This window comes from Nonomuraea sp. NPDC052634, from assembly GCF_040678535.1.
GTDB lineage: Bacteria > Actinomycetota > Actinomycetes > Streptosporangiales > Streptosporangiaceae > Nonomuraea > Nonomuraea fastidiosa.
Genome location: NZ_JBFATY010000001.1, coordinates 2673533 through 2691973 on the forward strand (window position 1 = coordinate 2673533; position 18441 = coordinate 2691973).

Below are 18441 nucleotides of genomic sequence, written 5' to 3' on the forward strand. Positions count from 1 at the left end.
AGGCATTCTAGGGAGCCGCCGTGATGGCGCCGGTGTCGCCGTTGACGGTGACGATCTTGCCGTCTTCGAGCACCGACGTGCCGTTTCCCGTGCCCATGACGGCCGGGATGCCGTACTCCCTGGCGACGATGGCGGCGTGCGAGGCCGCGCCGCCGGTGTCCACGACGACCGCCGCGGCACGCTGGAACAGCGGGGTCCACGACGGGTTCGTGTACGGGCAGACCAGCACGTCGCCAGGCTCCAGCCGGCCGAACTCGGCGGGGTTCGCGATCACCTTGACCGGTCCCGTGGCGGTGCCGCCTCCGGCCGGGACACCGGTCAGCAACGCCGTGCCGGCGTCGGCGACGGGGTGCACGGCGGCCGGGTCGATGAGCCGCACGCCGGACAGCTCCTCCCGCTTGGCCGCCCGCTTCCTGACCACCTCGCGCAGCCGGGCGGCGGCCGGGTCGTCGGTGCCCCGCAACCGCTCCAGCTCCTCAAGGCGCAGGTGGAAGACGTCCTCGGGCGCGTCGAGCAGGCGCGCGGCGGCCAGCCTGCGGCCCATCTCCAGCAGCGACCTGCGCAGGATCGGCGCGGGCAGCATGAAGGAGAAGTGGCTGTCCTCGCGGAAGGTGATGCCCGCCTGGGCCGCCGCCACCCTGCGGGCGAGCCCGGGCGACCGCAGCGGCGGCCGTTCCTGCTCCTTGCGCTCCGGTGGCGCCGCCGCCAGCACCCTGACCAGATCGAGCACCACCTCGGGGGCGTCGGCCCAGGTGGGCGCGGTGATGAGGAGGGGGCTCGCGGTCTCGCGGTGCCCGTACTCGGCGAGGAACGCCTCCAGCTCTTCTGCGAACTCCTTCGGCGGCTCATCCGCCTCCAGCGCGCCCGTCCTGCGCGCCGTCTCGGCCAGGCGCTCCAGCGCCCGGTTGGCGTCGGATGTGCGGGTACGCGCCCCCAGCAGCAGCTCGCCCATCATGCCCCTGCGACCGCGCAGCGCGAGCGCCACCATCAGCCGCAGCAGCGCCAGCCCGACGCCCGGAAGGTAGGCGGCGCGCAGGTCGGCGACCGGCCGCGCCACGGCCAGCGCCTGCCTGGGCACCCGACGCAGCTCCTCCCACGGCATCGCCGCGAGGTCGCGGGAGCGCAGCTCCTCGACGTCCTTCAGGTACGCCTGGAAGCGGGGGTCCTCGGTCCAGCGGGCGGGGTCGTACCGCAGGGCCCTGGCCAGCAGCTTGAACGGCGTCGCCAGCGCCCTCACGGTCAGGCGCGGCTTGGCGGGCGCGAGGCGGTAGACGACGCCGTCCTCCTCGTGCAGGGCGCCGTCGATCATGTTCTCCACGCCGTACTCGGAGAACACCTTCGCCATCAGTCCCGCCGGGCCGTCGGATACCCAGGTGGACATGTCGATCGGGTACGGCCGCTCCGGCAGGTACTCCGTGAGGATCATGGCCACGCGGCGCTGGAACGTGTTGAGCGGGCCCACCGGGGGCGGCGGGAGCGCGGTCATGGGGCGGGCCTGCAGCAGGTGGAGGCGGCCCGCCGCGTACGCCCACTCGATGTCCTGCGGACGCCCGAAGGCCCCGGCCACCCGCCGCCCGAGCCCGGCCAGCTCGCGCAGCGTCTCACCGGACAGCAGCCCGCCCGAGGACTGCGAGTCGGGGTGCTCGCGCCCGACGCCTCCCCCGGCGGCGCCGCCCACGGACTCGTGGTGCTCGTGCACCACACCTCCACCGGCGGCGCTGCGGACGACCACCTCACCCCGGCCCGGCGTGAACTCCACCACCTCCCCCGACGGCCGCAGCACGTAGTGGTCGGGGGTGACCAGCCCGGACACCACCGCCTCGCCCAGCCCGCTGCCCGCGTCGACGACGAGCTGTCCGCGGTCGCCATTGACCGGGTTCGCGGTGAACATCACCCCCGCCACGTCGGGCTCCACCATGCGCTGCACGACCACCGCGATCCGCACCTCGGAGTCGTCCAGGCGCAGCCGGGCCCGGTAAGAGACGGCGCGGTCGGTCCAGAGCGAGCCCCAGCAGCGGCGTACCGCGTCGAACAGGGCCTCCTCGCCGACCACGTTGAGGTAGGTGTCCTGCTGACCGGCGAACGCCGCGCCCGGCAGGTCCTCGGCGGTCGCGCTCGACCGCACGGCCACCGGGCCGCCGCCGAGCTCCGCGTACGCGCCGGTGATCGCCTCGCGCAGCTCCTCAGGCAGCTCGACGCGCTCGAAGTGCTCGCGGGTGTCGCTTCCTTGGGCGACCAGCTCGTACGCGTGCGTGGTGATCACGAACCCGTCCGGCACCGGGAAGCCGTTCTTGACGAGCTCGCCCAGGTTTGCGCCCTTGCCCCCGGCCATCGCCAGGTCGGCGCGCCCGAAGGCGTTCAGTGGTGCGACCAGTTTCACTGTCTCTCCTCGACGTAGGCGGTGGTGCGGAGCGGGCGGGCCGGCATGATCAGGGCAAGGACGAACGCGACGACGAGCAGCGGCGCCATCGCGGCGAACACGGGCGGCACGGCCTGCGCGAACGCCTCGCGCACCCCTGGGGGCAGGGCTGCGGGAGTGCTTCCCGAGATGCCCGAGCGCATCGTGATCAGCGCGCCGACCAGCGCGACCCCGGCGGAGGCGCCGATCTGGCGCAGGAACGTCACCGACGACGTGGCGGCGCCCAGGTCGGCGTAGCGCACGGCGTTCTGGGCGGCCAGCACCATCACCTGCATGACCAGCCCCACGCCCATCCCGGTCAGCACCATCGCCACGACCAGCCCGGCCGGCGAGGCGCCGGCCAGCCCGATGAGCCCCATCCCTGCCGCCGCGACGATCGTGCCCGCGATCGGGTACGGCTTGTAGACGCCGGTCTTGGAGATGAGCCGGCCGGAGACGATGGTGGTGAGCAGCACGCCGCCCATGAGCGCGGTCACCATCAGCCCGGCGCGCGTGGCGCTCGTGTGCAGCGCGATCTGCGCGTACGCGGGCAGGTAAGAAACCGCGCCGAACAGCGCGAACCCGATGATGAAGCTGATCGCCACCGGCACCGCGAACGCCCGGTCTCTGAACAGCCGCAGCGGCAGGATCGGGTCGTCGGTGTACCGGGTGCTGATCACCCACCCGACCGCCCCCGCCGCCGCCAGCCCGACGTAGGCGAGGTTGCCGCTCTCCCCCAGCAGCACGACGCCCAGGACGGCCACGCCCAGCGTGATGGCCCCCGCCACGTCCAGCGGCGCCCGATCGGCGGGCTTCGGCAGCTTCAGCGTGGCGGTCAGCACGATCAGCGCCAGCAGCCCCAGGGGCGGGTAGATCGCGAAGATCCACCGCCAGCTCATCCTGTCGATCACGAGCCCGCCGATCAGCGGCCCGCCCACGGCCGCCACGACGTACGCGGCCCCGATCAACCCCAGGTAGCGGCCCCGCTCGCGCGGGCTCACCACCTCTCCGATGATCGCCTGCGCGCCGATCATCAGCCCGCCCCCGCCGATCCCCTGGACGGCTCGGGCGGCGATGAACAGCGGCATCGACGTGGCGAACGCGCAGAGCACGGCGCCGGTGACGAAAATGACGATGGCGGCCTGCATGGTGGGCTTGCGGCCGTAGCGGTCGCCGAGCTTGCCGTACACCGGCATGACCACGGTGGCGGCGACCAGGTAGGCGCTGATGACCGCCGACATCTGATCGAGCCCGCCCAGCCCCGCCGCCACGGCGGGCAGGGCCGGAGCCATGATCGTCTGATCGAGCGCGCCGAGCAGCATGCACAGCATCAGCCCCGGCAGCACAAGCCCCATGGCCGCTCCTTAGAGAACGTATCGTTCTCTAAGGAGCATAGGTGTCATTCTTAGGAAACGCAACGTTCACTAACTATCCACGCGAGATTACGAAAGAGCGGACACCCGGGCGACCAGCCGGCCCGGGACACGAACGAGGAGTGGGTGCGGAGGCGACCGCCACTCGACGCACCAGCGCAGGCGACGCTGCCAACGCGCGCACCGCAACGGCGGGCGACGAGGAGACCCCGCTTGCCCAGCACGAGATAGGCGGCGCGCGGATACGCGGCACGCGGCGCGCCACGAGCGACCAGTCACCCCAACGAGCAGCTACAGACGGCGCGGACCGTCACCGCCGCGCGCCCGGCAGGCGAGCGAAGGCCGATGGTCGACGCCACGAGCCACACCCCGGCAGAACCGAGTGGTCGGCTCCACGAGCCACACCTCCGGCGGAGCCGAGTGTTCGCGTTCTCGCAACGATCACCGCAGCCGCTCCCCCGCCCCGTCCTCGTGCGGTCGGAAAACGCGGCGCGCCCGAGCCCTCACAAACGGAGGGCTCGGGCGCTAGGCGAAACCCGTGGTCAGCGGTAGGCGCGGTTGACGGCGGAGATGATGGCCTTGAGTGAGGCGGTGGTGACGTTGTGGTCGATGCCGACGCCCCACAGAACCTGACCGTTCACCTCGCACTCCAGGTAGGAGGCCGCCTTGGCGTCGCTGCCTGAGGTCATCGCGTGCTCGACGTAGTCGAGGACGCGGACCTGGATGCCGACGCCGGCGAGGGCGTCGATGAAGGCGGAGATGGGGCCGTTGCCGGTGCCGTCGATCTCGCGGATCTCGCCGTCGAGGCGCACGTCGGCGCTGATGCGGTCCTTGTCCTCCACCGCGGACTCGTGGCGGTGGGCCATGAGCGAAAGCCTGCCCCAGCGGTTGGCCGGGTTGGGCAGGTATTCGTCCCGGAAGATCTCGAACATCTCGGCCGGGCTGATCTCGCCGCCCTCGCTGTCGGTGCGCGCCTGCACGACCTTGGAGAACTCGATCTGCAGCCGTCGCGGCAGGTCGAGCTGGTGGTCGGTCTTCATGATGTACGCGACCCCGCCCTTGCCGGACTGGCTGTTGACCCGGATGACCGCCTCGTACGTGCGGCCGATGTCCTTGGGGTCGATCGGCAGGTACGGCACCGCCCAGCGGAACTCGTCGACGGGCACGCCCGCCGCGGCGGCGTCGCGTTCGAGGTGTTCGAAGCCCTTCTTGATGGCGTCCTGGTGGGAGCCGGAGAAGGCGGTGTAGACGAGCTCGCCGCCCCACGGGTGGCGCGGGTGCACGGGCAGCTGGTTGCAGTATTCGGTGACGCGGCGGATCTCGTCGATGTCGCTGAAGTCGATCTCGGGGTCGATGCCCTGGGAGAACAGGTTCATGCCGAGGGTGACCAGGCAGACGTTGCCGGTGCGCTCGCCGTTGCCGAACAGGCAGCCCTCGATGCGGTCGGCGCCCGCCATGTAGCCCAGCTCGGCGGCGGCGACGGCGGTGCCGCGGTCGTTGTGCGGGTGCAGCGACAGCACGATCGAGTCGCGGTACTTGAGGTGCCGGTGCATCCACTCGATCTGGTCGGCGTAGACGTTGGGGGTGGCCATCTCGACGGTGGCGGGCAGGTTGATGATGACCTTGCGGTCGGGAGTGGGCTGCCACACCTCGTTGACGGCGTCGCACACCTCGACGGCGTATTCGAGCTCGGTGCCGGTGAACGACTCGGGCGAGTACTGGAAGCGGATGTCGACGTCGCTGGCGTCGGCGAGCTTCTTCACCAGCTTGGCGCCCTCGACGGCGATGGCGGTGATGCCCTCTTTGTCGAGGCCGAAGACGACGCGGCGCTGGAGGGTGGAGGTCGAGTTGTACAGGTGGACGATGGCCCGCTTGGCGCCCTCGAGCGACTCGAAGGTGCGCTCGATCAGCTCGGGCCTGGCCTGCGTCAGCACCTGGATGACCACGTCGTCGGGGATGCGGTCCTCTTCGATGATCTTGCGGATGAAGTCGAAGTCGGTCTGCGACGCGGCCGGGAAGCCGACCTCGATCTCCTTGTAGCCCATGCGTACCAGCAGCTCGAACATCTGGAGCTTGCGGTGGGAGTCCATCGGGTCGATGAGCGCCTGGTTGCCGTCGCGCAGGTCGACCGCGCACCATCGGGGCGCCTTGGTGATGACCTTGTCGGGCCAGGTACGGTCGGGCAGCCGGATGGGCTCGAACGGCTGGTACCGATGGATGGGCATACGGCTGGGCTGCTGAGCGGTCATGATGTCGGGGCTCCTCGTCGGTCTCGGAAAGGGAAGCGGCCGACGCGCACGACTGGCTCCGCGGCGAGGGAGCCGGCCTTACAGGCCCCCGCCGCGGCAGCTAAGAAGCAGCCCACGCAGCATGCCATGCACGCTACCAGACGTCTCACCGTGAGCCGCGCAGGTTCTCACATCGTGAGAACGTCAGTCGGCGATGAGCACGCTGAGGCAGGTCACGCAGCCTTCCAACCGCTCAAATTCCGAAATATCCACCTTTGTCACGATATATCCCCGCCGCTCGAGCAGCGTCCCGGTCTTCGGCGCGGAGGCGGCCAGCAGCACCCGGTTCCCGCCCAGCGGCACCACATGCGCGCCCGCCTCCTCCTCCGGCACCAGCAGCCCCGGCAGGTCCACGTGATGCGGGTCGCCGATGAGCGTGCCGTCGGGCAGCGCGGTCACGGCCGACTTCAGGTGCAGCACGCCCCGGAGATCGACGGGGACGACGTTCCGCTCCGGCAGCAGGGCCGCGAGCTGCGCGATGCCCTCGTCGTCGGTACGCCCCGACCTGCCGACGTACACGGTGGAGCCGACCTGGAGCACGTCGCCGCCGTCGAGCGTGGCGGGCGGCTCGATGCGTACGGAACGCAGACCGAGATCGCGCACCACCTCGGCCACCGACTCCACCTCGGGCCGCCGCTGCTCGGCCCCGGGACGGGTCAGCACCGCGAGCCGGTCCGCCACCACCAGCGCGTCCTCCACGAACGGCGCGTCGGGCAGGTCGTCGGCGCGCGGCGCGTACACCGGCCGCCATCCGGCGGCGGCCAGCGCGGCGACGTAGGCGTCGTGCTGGACGGCGGCCCGCTCGGGATCGACCGGCGCACGTTCGAGGTGGGTGACGATGCCCTCGGCGATCCGGGGGCCGGGCTTCCTTACCAGCGCAATGCCTGACATAGGGCGTGTTGTATCACGCACTGGTTAGAGTCTTGGGCATGCGGGACGACGAGATTCTCAGCAGGATCAGCGACCTGGTCGACGAGGAGCACGCGCTGCGCGACAAGCTCAGGTCGGGCCAGGTGACCACCGACGAGGAGCAGGCGCGCATCAAGGAGCTTGAGACGGCTCTCGACCAGTGCTGGGACCTGCTCAGGCAGCGCCGGGCCAGGCGCGGCGTGGGCGAGGACCCCGACGGCGCGACCGCCAGGCCGGCCAGCGAGGTCGAGAACTACCGGCAGTAAATTCGCTCGCCACGGGGCCGCGCCGTGCGTTCTGATGGGTGCCATGCATATAGAGCCGATCGACCTCGGCCGGCCTGGCGACTCCATCGAGGGCCTGCACGAGGCGTTCACGGCGGCCACCGCGGCGAGCGGCGACGACCGCGGCCCCCTGCCGTCCTTCGCCCGTTTCTCCCACCTCATCAGGAGCGGCGGTGCGGGAGCGCGCACCGAGCCGGTGGTGGTGCGAGAGGACGGCAAGGTGGCCGGGGGCTACGCGCTGGAGCTGTACGAGGAGGACAACCAGCACGCCGGTGGATCTTCGCGTTCGCCGTACGCCCTGAGCTGCAGCGCCGCGGCATCGGCACCGCGCTCTTCGAGCATGCGGTGGACCGGCTGCGCGCAGAGGGCAGGACGCTGCTGCTGACGGAGACGCCCGCGGGCGGCGTGGGCGCCCGCTTCGCCGCCTCGAAGGGGATGGCGGTGACGCTCACGGAGGCCCGCAGCACGCTCGACCTGCGCACCGCCGACTGGGATGCGCTGCGCGGCATGCGCCCTGAGGCGCCCGGCTATCACCTTGAGCAGTGGATCGGCCCGGCCAGGCAGGAGCTGCTGCCGGATCTGGCGCTGGTGATGAACGGCATGAACGACGCGCCGCACGACCCGGACATCGAAGAAGAGGTCCACACCGTCGAACGCGTGCGCGAGCGGGAGGAGGCTCTCGCGCTGACCGGCCGCACCTGCTACACCACGGTCGCCCGCCGCACCTCCGACGGCGCGCCCGCCGGCTACACTCGCATCCTGCTCGACGAGGCCCGCGACAGCGGCTGGGGCCACCAGGCCGACACCACCGTGGTGCGCGAGCACCGCGGCCATCGCCTCGGGCTGCTGATGAAGATCGCCAACCTGCTCTGGCTGCACGAGCAGGAGCCGCACATCGACCGCGTCATCACCTGGAACGCCACCTCCAACGCCCACATGCTGGCCATCAACGAGGCGATGGGGTTCACGCTGTTCGACCAGTGGAACGAGTGGCGGCTGGCGCTCTGAGACGACCACGAAGATCGCGAAGGGCATGGCCCCGGCCGTCGTGCCGGGGCTAGTCTGACGCATTATGACCTTGGAGTCGCTGCGAAGCGGAGATCCGCGGCAGGTGGGGCCGTACACCCTGGTGGGCAGGCTCGGCGAGGGCGGTATGGGGGTCGTCTACCTCGGCCAGGGCCCCGACGGCGTCCGGGTCGCGGTCAAGGTCATCCACGCCAGGATGGACGCGCAGCCCGACTTCCGGCGCAGGTTCGCCCGCGAGGTGGCGGCCGCGCAGCGGGTGGCCAGGTTCTGCACCGCGCCCGTGCTCGACGCCGACGTCACCGGCGAGGTGGCGTACCTCGTCACCGAATACGTCGAAGGCCCCAGCCTGGGCGCGGCCGTGAAGGAGTCGGGGCCGCTCAAGGGATCCGCGCTCGACGGGCTCGCCGCCGCGATGGCGATGGCCCTGCGCGCCATCCACGGGGCCGGGGTCGTGCACCGCGATCTCAAGCCGTCGAACGTGCTGCTGTCGCAGGTCGGCCCCAAGGTGATCGACTTCGGCATCGCGCAGCTCATGGACGCCGAGGTGAGCAGCGCCATTGTGGGGACGCCGTCGTACATGTCGCCCGAGCAGGTGTCGGGCGTCACCGTCGGGCCCGCGTCGGACATCTTCTCCTGGGGGTCCACGGTCGCCTTCGCCGCGAGCGGCGTCCCGCCGTTCGGCACGGGCCCGGTGCCGAACGTGCTCGTGCGGGTCGTGAACGAGCAGCCGGAGCTGTCCGGGCTCTCCGGCCCGCTGCGCGAGCTGGTGGTCGCCGCCATGTCCAAGAACCCGACGCACCGGCCCACCGCCCAGGACCTCTTGGACCGCCTGAGCGCGGACGCGTCCGGCGGCGCGATCAGCATCCCCGGCCTCCCCGGCGCAAGCGGCCCGCCGAACCCGCCCGGCACCGGCTCCATCCCGCCTGACACCGCTTCCGCCACCGGCCCGAGCGGCGCGCCCGCCCCGCCCGGCGTCGGCGGAGCGTCCGGTCCTCAGAGTGCGGGCGGTGCTTCGCCGATGACCGGTCCGAGCGGGGCGGGCGGCATGGGCGGCCGGCCGCGTCCTCCCCTCCACGAGGGAGCCCCCACAGGCAGCGGGGAGGTCACGGAACCCACGGGACGGCGGAGGTGGGTGGCGGCGGGCTCCGCCGTGGCCGTGGCGGTGGCCGCGCTCGCCACGACGCTCGTGGTGCGAGGACTGAGCGGCGACACGAGCCAGACACCCACCGGAACGGCCGCCACGGGCACGACGCCGGGCGCGGCGACGTCCACGAAGAACACGGCCGCGAGCAGCGCCACGGGCACGGCCACGAACGGCGCCACGAGCAGCGCCACGACCACGCCGGCGAACACGAACGCCGAACCGGGCAACCCGTTACGCGCCGCCGGCTCCGTCGGCTTCTACTCGCCGAAGGAGCCGGGCGCGCGCGACCAGGCCGAGGCATGGCGCAAGGACCGCCCTGAGGACGCCAAGCTGATGGAGCTGCTGGCCGCGGTCCCCCACGCCATCCGGCTCGCCCAGCCGGAGGTCAGGCCGAAGGTGGAGGAGTCCATCGCGGCGGCCGCGCAGGCGGGCGCGGTCCCGGTGTTCCTGGTGAGCAACCTGCCGGGCGGCGACTGCAGCAAGCCGGGCCCGGGCGAGATGGAGCGCTACCAGCAGTGGATCGAGGGCATCGCCCGGACGATCGGCCCGGCCAAGGCCGTGGTGATCCTGGAGCCGGACAGCCTGGCTCGCGTCCCCGGCATCAAGGGCTGCGACCCCGGCGGCTCCCCCGATGAGCGTTACCGCGCGCTGCGCGACGCCGTGACCACGCTCAAGTCCAATCCGAGCACGGCCGTCTACCTGGACGGCAGCCAGGTCTACTGGCCGGGCGCGGAGGTGATGGCCGAGCGGCTGATCGAGGCGGGCATCGACAAGGCCGACGGGTTCTTCCTCAACGTCACCGGCTTCCACGCCACGGACAAGAGCGTCGAGTACGGCAAGGAGCTGTCGGCCTGCATCGCCGCGCGCGTCAAGAAGGGCGGCGGCGGCTGCCCGAAGGACGTCGACGTGGACCCGGCCGACATGCCGCACTTCGTGGTGGACACCAGCAGGAACGGCCAGGGCGCCTGGGTGCCGGACAAGCACTACAAGGACCCGCAGACGTGGTGCAACCCGCCGGGCAGGGGCGTGGGCCCGCGCCCGACCACGGAGACGGGCGAGGAGCTGGTGGACGCCTACCTGTGGATCGCCAGGCCGGGCGTGTCGGGCGGCCGGTGCAGGCGCGGCACGGACGGCGAGAAGGACCCCGAGCGCGGCGTGGTGTCGCCGCCCGCCGGCCAGTGGTGGGACGTGCTGGGGCTGGAGATGGCGAAGAACGCGAACCCGCCGCTGCGCTGACGCGGGCACCACGGCGGCGTTGCGGCCGGGTTAAGCCCAGGTAAGAACTCACGTTAAGCGCACGTTAGATCTGACGCCCCGCGTCTTGTCCGAACAACCTTCTGACGCGAGGCTCTGGCCAGCACCTACTCCCCCCAGAGCCCTCCAGGAGGTATCTACGTGAGCAAGGCACGCGTGCCGTGGAAGGCCGTGGTCGGCGGATCCGTCGGCAATCTCGTCGAGTGGTACGACTGGTTCGTCTACAGCAGCTTCGCCGTCTACTTCGCCGCCTCCTTCTTCCCCGAGGGCGACAACACCGCCAAGCTGCTCAACACGGCCGCCATCTTCGCCGTCGGGTTCTTCATGCGCCCGCTCGGCGGCTGGCTGCTGGGCCGTTACGCCGACAGGAAGGGCCGCAAGGCGGCGCTCACGCTCACCGTCACGCTGATGTCGGCGAGCGCGCTGCTGATCGCCGTCGCGCCCACGTACGACGCGGTCGGCTACTTCGGCGCGCTGGTGCTGGTGGTGGCGCGGCTGCTACAGGGCCTGTCGGTGGGCGGCGAGTACGCCGCCAGCGCCACGTACCTGACCGAGGCCACCCCGCAGGGCCGGCGCGGCATGGCGTCGAGCTTCCAGTACGTGTCGATGACCGCGGGCCAGCTCGTCGGCCTCGGCCTGCAGATCATCCTGCAGAACACGATGTCGAAGGAGGCGCTCGACTCCTACGGCTGGCGCATCCCGTTCGTGGTGGGCGCGGTGGCCGCCGCGGTGGTGTTCTACCTGCGGCGTAACCTGCTGGAGACGGAGGCGTACGACGAGGAGCAGCGCGAGGCGGCGCCCGCCCGCCGGGGCACGATCGCCCAGCTCCTGGCGCACAAGAAGGAGGCGCTGCTGGTCATCGCGCTGACGATGGGCGGCACGGTCGCGTACTACACGTACACGACGTACCTCACCAAGTACCTGTCGAACACGGCGGGCCTGCCGAAGGAGACGGCGACGCTGGTGAGCTTCTGCGCGCTGCTCGTCTTCGCGTGCCTGCAGCCGGTCGCCGGATCGCTGTCGGACCGGATCGGGCGCAGGCCGCTGCTGATCACGTTCGGCCTGGGCTCGATGATCGGGACGGTGCCGCTGATGACGGCGCTCGGCCAGGTGAGCGGGTTCGGCGGCGCGCTCGTGCTGTCGCTGATCGGCCTGATCATCGTCACCGGCTACACCTCGATCAACGCGGTGGTGAAGGCCGAGCTGTTCCCGACGCACGTGCGCGCGCTGGGCGTGGCGCTGCCGTACGCCATCGCGAACGCCCTGTTCGGCGGCACCGCCGAGTACGTGGCGCTGTGGTTCAAGAACAGCGGCATCGAGTCCGGCTTCTACTGGTACGTCTCCGGCTGCGCGGCGGTGTCCCTCGTGGTCTACCTGTTCATGCGCGAGACCAAGGACGTGGCGCTGTCCAGGGCCGAGGCGGCGGCGGAAACGGTGCCCGCCCGCGTCTAACCTGGCGACATGCGGGTTCTCCTGGTGGAGGACGACGATCGGCTCGCCTCCGCGCTCACCACGGCGCTCGCCCGGCACGGCCATCAGGTCATCCGGGCGGCGCTGGCCGTCGACGCCCTCCGCCTGGCGGGGGGCGTCGACTTCGTGCTGCTCGACCTGGGGCTGCCCGACATGGACGGGCTCGACGTTTTGCGCAGGCTGCGGCGGGTCTCGGCGGTGCCGCTGATCGTGGTGACGGCCCGTACGGAGGAGCGCGACGTTCTGCGCGGCCTGCGCTCGGGGGCCGACGACTACCTGGTCAAGCCGTTCCGTACGACGGAGCTGATGGCCCGCATGGAGGCGGTGGTGCGGCGGGGCACGCGCCCGCGCCCGCCGCGCGACCAGGTGGTCCAGGTCGGCGACGTGCGCATCGACCTGAAGGCCAGGCAGGTCACGGTGGCGGGTGAGCCGGTGACGCTGACGCGGCGCGAGTTCGACCTGCTGGCGATGCTGGCGCGCGAGCCGGGCGTGGTGCGCGGCCGGGAGGAGATCCTGGACGAGATCTGGGGCGACCCGCTGCTGTCGGCGTCGCGCTCGCTGGATGTGCACGTGGCGAACCTGCGCGCGAAGACGGGCCGGCCCGGCCTGGTGGAGACGCTGCGCGGGACGGGATACCGGCTGGGCTCGACGGCGTGAACGCCAGGCTGGTCGGCACGTTCACGACGCTGATCGTGTTCCTGGTGGCGGCGCTGGCGGTGCCGCTCGGCCTGGCCTATGCCTCACACCGTACGAACCGGCTGCTGCTGGACCGCCGCGCCGACGCCACCCGCTTCGCGGAGCTGGCCGATCAGGCGGCCCGTGAGGACGACTACACGGGCCTGATCTCGGAGGTGGACCGCTACGCCTCCCTTTACGGCGCGGCCGTGCGCATCCGCGACAGGGACGGTGCGATCCTGCTGACCGCGGGCGACTTCACCGCCGACGACGGCGACGCGCTGCGCCTCGCGCTGTCGGGACGCACGACGGAGGAGCTGCCGACGATCAACCCGTTCAGCCCCGACACGGTGCTGCTGGCCGAGCCGGCGGGCCGCGACGCGCAGCTGTCGGGCGTGGTGCTGCTTCAGGCGCCGGCGGAGCAGGCGCGCAGGGACGTGACGCTGGTGTGGGGCGCGCTGGCGCTCGGCACGCTGGTCTCGCTGGCGTACGCGGTGCTCGCGGCCAGACGGCTGGCCCGCTGGATCCTGCGGCCGGTCACCGAGCTCGACCGCACCACGCAGGCGATCGCCCAGGGGAGGCTGGACGCGCGGGCCCATCCCGGCGGCGGCCCCTCCGAGCTGCGGCGGCTTGAGGAGCGGTTCAACGCGATGGCCGACGCGGTCTCCGCCGCGATGGAGCGGCAGCGGGCGTTCGTGGCCGACGCCTCCCACGAGCTGCGCACCCCGCTCACGGTGCTCGGGCTGCGGCTGGAGAACCTGGAGCCGCATCTGCGCCGCGAGGGCACGGCCGAGTACGAGGAGGCGATGGCGGAGCTCGACCGGCTGGCGCTGCTGGTGGAGGACCTGCTCGCGCTGGCCAAGGTGGAGGCGGGCGCGGGGGCCGGTGGCAAGGAGGTCGAGCTGGCGCCGCGGATGGGGACGTGGCGCGAGGTGTACGCGGCCAAGGACCTGACTCTGCGGACCGAGATCCCCGAGGGGACGGTGGTGCCGGAGGCGGCGGCCAGGATCGCCGACATCGCGCTCGACAACGCCCAGAAGTTCGTGCCCGCGGGCGGCACGGTCACCGTCTCCCTGTCCGACAGGGTGCTGCGGGTCGCCGACGACGGCCCCGGGCTCAGCGACGAGGAGCGGGAGGAGGCGCCGGGACGCTTCTGGCGCTCCAGCTCGCACGAGAACGTGCCGGGCAGCGGCCTGGGGCTGGCCATCGCGGCCGAGCTGGCCAGGGCGTGCGGTGCCACGCTGCGCCTGCTGCCCGCCGACCCGCACGGCCTGGTGGTCGAAGTCCGCCTCCCCGAGCCGTAGCCCCGCAAAGAAGCTCTAGCCGTAGACGGAGCGGTAGTAGCGGGCCGCGCCCGGGTGCAGGCTCACGACGCCGGTGCCGATGGCGTAGCGCTTGTCCAGCCGCCCGCCGGGCGCGGACGGCGCCTGGAGCCGGTCGCGGGCCGCGAACAGCGTCTCAGTGATCATGTACGCCGTGTCGTCCGGCAGCGAGTTCCGGCACATCAGGTAGCTGGGCGTGCCCACGGTCGGCACCGCCCTGACGCCCCCGTACGCGCCGGCCGGGACGGACGCGTGCTCGTACACCGGCCCGTAGCGCCGCCGCAGCTCCGGCACCAGCGGTTCGAGCGGCACGAGCCGGATGTCGGGCAGCGCCTCAAGGGCGGGCGTGGGCACCCCGCCCGACCAGAAGAACGCCTCGATGCGCCCCTCGCGCAGCGCCTCGATGGACGGTTCGAGGCCGAGCCGGGAGACCTCGGGCGAGCGCTTCAGCCCGGCGACGGACAGCACGCGGGCGGCGGTGACGGCCGTGCCCGACCCGTAGAGCCCGATGGACACCGGCCGCCCGGCCAGCCCGCCGAGCGAGGTGATCGCGGAGTCCTTGGCGACGACGAGGTGCACGTAGTTCATGTACATCCTGGCCAGCGCGGAGACGGGCCTGCGGCGTACGCGGACGGCGTCGTCGGCGCTGTCGGCCAGCGCGAACCCCACATCGGCCCGCCCGTCGGTCATCATCGTGAGGTTCTCCACGCTGGCGGCCGTGCGCAGCACCCGCACGGGCTGCCCTTCGCGCCGTAGCTCCTCGGCGAGCCGGTCGCCGAGCGCCCCGTAGGGGCCGCCCGCGAGCCCCGTGGCCAGCCGCAACTCGGGAAGCCCCGGGCCGCCGCCGGAACAGCCCGCGGCCACTCCTGCGGAAAGCAGGGCGAGACCGAGGAAAGAACGCCGGGAAACGGGCATGATTTCACGCTATCCGGTGGCGGAGAATGGACGGGTGACGACCGCACGCCTGCGCATCACCCCAGAGCTGCAGATGTTCCTGCCCGCCAATCGCCGACAGGAGTGGCAGGAGGTCACCCCCGACGGCACCGCCACGCTCGGACACCACGTCGAGTCGCTGGGAGTGCCGCTCACCGAGGTGGGGCCGATGCTCGCGGACGGCCGGCAGGTGCCGCCGTCCCACCTGCTCGCGCCCGGCGACGTCGTGGAGGTGCACCCGGTGCCGCGCCCGCAGCCGCTGCCCGAGGAGCCGCGGTTCCTGCTCGATGTGCACCTGGGCACGCTGGCGCGGCGGCTGCGGCTGCTCGGCATCGACGCCGCGTACCACAACGACATGGACGACCCCGAGCTGGTGGTGCAGGCCAACGAGGAGCGGCGGGTGCTACTCACCCAGGACCGCGGCCTGCTGCGCCGCCGCGCGCTGTGGCTGGGCGCGTACGTCCGCGGCTCGGCCCCGTCCGACCAGCTCCGTGACCTGCTCCAGCGCTTCGCGCCGCCGCTGCGCCCGTGGACGCGCTGCACCGCCTGCAACGGCGTGCTGGCGCCGGTGTCCAAGGACGAGGTGGAGCCGGAGCTGGAGGCGGGCACCCGGCGCTCCTACGACGCCTACGGCCGCTGCGAGTCGTGCGGCCAGGTCTACTGGCACGGCGCGCACAGCGGGCATCTGGAGGAGATCATCCGCATGGCCACCGCCTGGGTCGCGTGACGCCGGCCATGAAGGGGCGCATGCAGTTCCGCATCATGGGGCCGCTCGCGGTGCTCGACGCCGAGGGCCGCGACCGCACCCCGACGGTGCCCAAGCACCGCGACCTGCTCGCCTTGTTCCTGCTGCACGCGGGCCGTCCGCTGACGGTCGAGCGGCTGCGCAGGCTGTTATGGGCGAGCGAGGGCGGTGACCGCTCCGACTCCCTGGTCCGGGGCTACGTCGGCGAGCTGCGCCGGCTGCTCGGCAAGGACGTGATCACCACCGTGTCCGGCTCGTACGCCCTCGCGCTGGGCGACGGCCTGCTCGACGTGGACAGGTTCCGGCTGCTGGTCGATCGGGGCGCCAACGAGGAGGCGCTGGCGCTGTGGCGCGGCGAGGTGCTGGAGGACGTCGATCCCGAGGGCACGCGGTGGGCCGAGACGCGGCGGCTGCGCGAGGAGCTGGAGGAGCTGCGGCTGCTCGCGCTGGAGCGCCGGGTGCAGGCCGACCTCGACGCCGGGCGTCACCGCGAGCTGCTGGCCGAGCTGAAGCAGCTCGTCAAGCGGCATCCGACGTGGCAGCGCTTCCGCGGCCAGTACATGCTGGCCCTCTACCGCAGCGGGCGCCGGGTGGAGGCGCTGGCGGCGTACGCGGTGCTGCGCGACCAGCTCGACGGCGGCCACGCCATCGAGCCCGACCCCGAGCTGCAGCTCCTCTACCACCGGATGCTGCACGACGACGCGTCCTTGCACGTGTCGGCCGGCCCGCCGGTGCTGCTGCCGCCCGACGTGAGCGGCTTCGTCGGGCGCGCCGACCTGCTCGACCGGGTGATCGGCGGCCAGGTGGTGGTGCACGGGCAGGCGGGCGCGGGCAAGTCGGCGCTGGCCGTGCACGCGGCCTGGCGGCGGCGCGCGGACTTCCCCGACGGCATCCTGTACGCCGACCTGCGCGAGACCACGGCCCCGGCCGCCGTGCTCGAAGACTTCCTGCGCTGGCTGGGCTGCCCTGCGCAGGCCATCCCGGCCACGCTGGAGCAGCGGGTGCGGCTGTTTCGCACGTACGCGGCGAACCGGTCGCTGCTGGTGCTGCTCGACAACGCGGCGGGCGAGGCGCAGGTGCGGCCGCTGCTGTCGGCCTGCCCGACGGTCGTGACCAGCCGTTCCCCGCTCGGCGGCCTGACCGAGGCGCGGCGGCTGTCGGTCGGCGTGCTGGCCGAGAAGGAGGCGCTCGAGCTGCTGGTCACCGGCTCGGGCCGGGACGCGGACCGGGGCGGCGAGCATGACGGCGGGGAGGCGTGGCTGCGGCTGGCGCGGCTGTGCGGCGGGCTGCCGCTGGCGCTGCGCATCGCCGCCTCGCGGCTGGCCGCCCGCCCCGAGTGGACGGTCGGCTACCTGGTGCGGCTGCTGGAGGACGAGCAGGAGCGGCTCGACCGGCTGCACGCGGGCGACCAGGCCGTGCGCAGCGTGCTCGCGATCGGCTTCGACGGCCTGCCCGAGCCGGCCAGGCTGACGCTGCGCGGGCTCGGCGCGCTGTCCGCGCCCGACGTCGCCGACTGGGTGACCGACCTGCTCGGCGGGCAGGCGGAGGCGCTGGTGGACGCGGGGCTGCTGGAGACGTGCGGGGTGGACGTCGCGGGCCAGGTCCGCTATCGGATGCACGATCTGACCCGGCTGTTCGCCCGCGAGCATCCGGTGCCCGGCGTGCCGGCGAAGGTGGCGTCGGTGGTGCTCGCGCGGGTGCAGGCGTCGCGGTTCTCGCTGGTGTCGGACGACCCCGGCACGGTGGTGGCGACGCGCGACATCAGGGAGTCGGTGGAGTGGCTGGCGGCCGAGCGCGGCTTCCTGGTCAGCCTGGTCGCCGACCTGCACGCGGCGGGCCTCGACGACGAGTGCTGGCGGCTCGCCCACCTGCTGGCGCCGTTCCTGGAGCGGCACCGGTTCCTGGACGACTGGCGGGCGGTGACCGGGCCCGCGCTGGCCTCGGCGCGGCGGGCGGGCGATGACCATGGGGCGGCGCTCGTCCTGCTCGACCTGGGCGATCTGCACCTGGCCGAGCGGCGGTGGGACCGCGCGGAGGAGGCGCTGCGCCCGGCCCTCGAGTCGTGCCTGCGGCACGGCCTGGCCCGCGACGCGAACCGGGTGCGGCTCCGGCTGGGCCGCGTCCACCTGGAGCTGGGCCGGCTGGAGGCGGCCGAGCAGGCGCTGCGGCAGTGCCGGGCGGCCGCCGCGGGCCTGCGGGACGAGGCCGACGCCGACCGGGTGCTCGGCGAGGTGCTGCGCCGCGCGGGCCGCCTCGACGAGGCCGCCGGGCATCTGCTCGCCGCCGTCGAGGGGCTGGCCAGGCTGGGCGACCGGCACCGGCAGGCCGACACGCTGATCGACCTGTCCACGGTGCGCCTCGCGCAGGCCGCCAAACCCGCCGCGCGGGCCGCCGCCGAGCAGGCCAGGGGCATCGCCGTACGCCTCGGCGACCGGCTGCTCGACGCCCACGCCCTGCTGGCGCTGGCCCGGGTGAACCGGGCGGAGGGCGCGGCCGAGCTGGCCGCCGAGCTGGCCGGTGCGGCGCTGGAGGTGTTCGAGGAGACCGGCGACCAGCGGGGCGCCGCCAACGCCCGCGCCCTGCTGGCCGGGACCGCACGCCGCTGAACGCAGTCGGCAGG

14 protein-coding genes are annotated in these 18441 nt (G+C 72.7%); 9 read left to right on the plus strand and 5 right to left on the minus strand.

The window, feature by feature from the left end; genetic code table 11:
* Positions 1-7: 7 nt before the first annotated feature.
* The 4 genes from AB0K67_RS11885 to ddaH form a co-directional block, all read right to left on the minus strand.
* On the minus strand, positions 8-2380 hold the full coding sequence (locus AB0K67_RS11885) for a PEP/pyruvate-binding domain-containing protein (RefSeq protein ID WP_364056936.1): 2373 nt from the start codon (positions 2378-2380) through the stop codon (positions 8-10).
* Entirely contained in the window at positions 2377-3753 is a 1377-nt protein-coding gene (locus AB0K67_RS11890; protein ID WP_364056939.1) for an MDR family MFS transporter, read from the minus strand. The genes AB0K67_RS11885 and AB0K67_RS11890 overlap by 4 nt, the downstream gene beginning before the upstream one ends.
* A 560-nt stretch (positions 3754-4313) precedes the next feature.
* The gene (leuA, locus tag AB0K67_RS11895) at positions 4314-6023 is read right to left on the minus strand and encodes a 2-isopropylmalate synthase (protein WP_364057548.1); all 1710 of its coding nucleotides are present in this window, start codon (positions 6021-6023) and stop codon (positions 4314-4316) included.
* A gap of 180 nt (positions 6024-6203) precedes the next feature.
* Entirely contained in the window at positions 6204-6950 is a 747-nt protein-coding gene (gene ddaH, locus AB0K67_RS11900; RefSeq protein WP_364056942.1) for a dimethylargininase, read from the minus strand.
* Between the two features lie 38 nt (positions 6951-6988).
* Between ddaH and AB0K67_RS11905 the strand changes: the two genes are divergently transcribed.
* The 7 genes from AB0K67_RS11905 (at position 6989) to AB0K67_RS11935 (ending at position 14125) form a co-directional block, all read left to right on the plus strand.
* Positions 6989-7234 (plus strand): DUF2630 family protein, encoded by a 246-nt coding sequence (locus tag AB0K67_RS11905; RefSeq protein WP_364056945.1) that lies wholly within the window; start codon positions 6989-6991, stop codon positions 7232-7234.
* Positions 7235-7277: 43 nt separating this feature from the next.
* Complete coding sequence (locus AB0K67_RS11910; protein WP_364057599.1) at positions 7278-7637, plus strand: hypothetical protein; 360 nt, start codon at positions 7278-7280, stop codon at positions 7635-7637.
* Positions 7556-8260, plus strand: a complete 705-nt coding sequence (locus AB0K67_RS11915) for a hypothetical protein (RefSeq protein ID WP_364057551.1) — start codon at positions 7556-7558, stop codon at positions 8258-8260. The genes AB0K67_RS11910 and AB0K67_RS11915 overlap by 82 nt, the downstream gene beginning before the upstream one ends.
* A gap of 64 nt (positions 8261-8324) precedes the next feature.
* Positions 8325-10658 carry a glycoside hydrolase family 6 protein gene (locus AB0K67_RS11920; RefSeq protein WP_364056948.1) on the plus strand — a complete coding sequence of 778 codons (2334 nt, stop codon included), beginning with the start codon at positions 8325-8327 and terminating at the stop codon, positions 10656-10658.
* A gap of 159 nt (positions 10659-10817) precedes the next feature.
* Positions 10818-12128, plus strand: a complete 1311-nt coding sequence (locus tag AB0K67_RS11925; RefSeq protein WP_364056951.1) for an MFS transporter — start codon at positions 10818-10820, stop codon at positions 12126-12128.
* A 9-nt stretch (positions 12129-12137) separates the two neighbouring features.
* Positions 12138-12803: a response regulator transcription factor gene (locus AB0K67_RS11930; protein ID WP_364056954.1), complete on the plus strand. Its 666-nt coding sequence runs from the start codon at positions 12138-12140 to the stop codon at positions 12801-12803.
* Complete coding sequence (locus AB0K67_RS11935; RefSeq protein WP_364056957.1) at positions 12800-14125, plus strand: HAMP domain-containing sensor histidine kinase; 1326 nt, start codon at positions 12800-12802, stop codon at positions 14123-14125. Before AB0K67_RS11930 ends, AB0K67_RS11935 begins: the two co-directional genes overlap by 4 nt.
* Positions 14126-14140: 15 nt before the next feature.
* Here AB0K67_RS11935 and AB0K67_RS11940 read toward each other — a convergent pair whose 3' ends face one another.
* The gene (locus AB0K67_RS11940; protein WP_364056960.1) at positions 14141-15058 is read right to left on the minus strand and encodes a TAXI family TRAP transporter solute-binding subunit; all 918 of its coding nucleotides are present in this window, start codon (positions 15056-15058) and stop codon (positions 14141-14143) included.
* Between the two features lie 34 nt (positions 15059-15092).
* Between AB0K67_RS11940 and AB0K67_RS11945 the strand changes: the two genes are divergently transcribed.
* Positions 15093-15803 (plus strand): Mut7-C RNAse domain-containing protein, encoded by a 711-nt coding sequence (locus AB0K67_RS11945; RefSeq protein WP_364056963.1) that lies wholly within the window; start codon positions 15093-15095, stop codon positions 15801-15803.
* 20 nt (positions 15804-15823) lie between these two features.
* A complete protein-coding gene (locus tag AB0K67_RS11950; protein ID WP_364056966.1) occupies positions 15824-18427 on the plus strand; it encodes a BTAD domain-containing putative transcriptional regulator in 2604 nt (867 codons plus the stop codon).
* The last annotated feature ends 14 nt before the right edge of the window (positions 18428-18441 follow it).

Excerpts from the sequence above, each read along its gene's own strand:
- AB0K67_RS11890 (WP_364056939.1), bottom strand. The coding sequence starts at position 3,753 with ATGGGGCTTGTGCTGCCGGGGCTGATGCTGTGCATGCTGCTCGGCGCG.
- ddaH (WP_364056942.1), bottom strand. The coding sequence starts at position 6,950 with ATGTCAGGCATTGCGCTGGTAAGGAAGCCCGGCCCCCGGATCGCCGAG.
- AB0K67_RS11905 (WP_364056945.1), top strand. The coding sequence starts at position 6,989 with ATGCGGGACGACGAGATTCTCAGCAGGATCAGCGACCTGGTCGACGAG.
- AB0K67_RS11910 (WP_364057599.1), top strand. The coding sequence starts at position 7,278 with ATGCATATAGAGCCGATCGACCTCGGCCGGCCTGGCGACTCCATCGAG.
- AB0K67_RS11920 (WP_364056948.1), top strand. The coding sequence starts at position 8,325 with ATGACCTTGGAGTCGCTGCGAAGCGGAGATCCGCGGCAGGTGGGGCCG.
- AB0K67_RS11930 (WP_364056954.1), top strand. The coding sequence starts at position 12,138 with ATGCGGGTTCTCCTGGTGGAGGACGACGATCGGCTCGCCTCCGCGCTC.
- AB0K67_RS11940 (WP_364056960.1), bottom strand. The coding sequence starts at position 15,058 with ATGCCCGTTTCCCGGCGTTCTTTCCTCGGTCTCGCCCTGCTTTCCGCA.
- AB0K67_RS11950 (WP_364056966.1), top strand. The coding sequence starts at position 15,824 with ATGCAGTTCCGCATCATGGGGCCGCTCGCGGTGCTCGACGCCGAGGGC.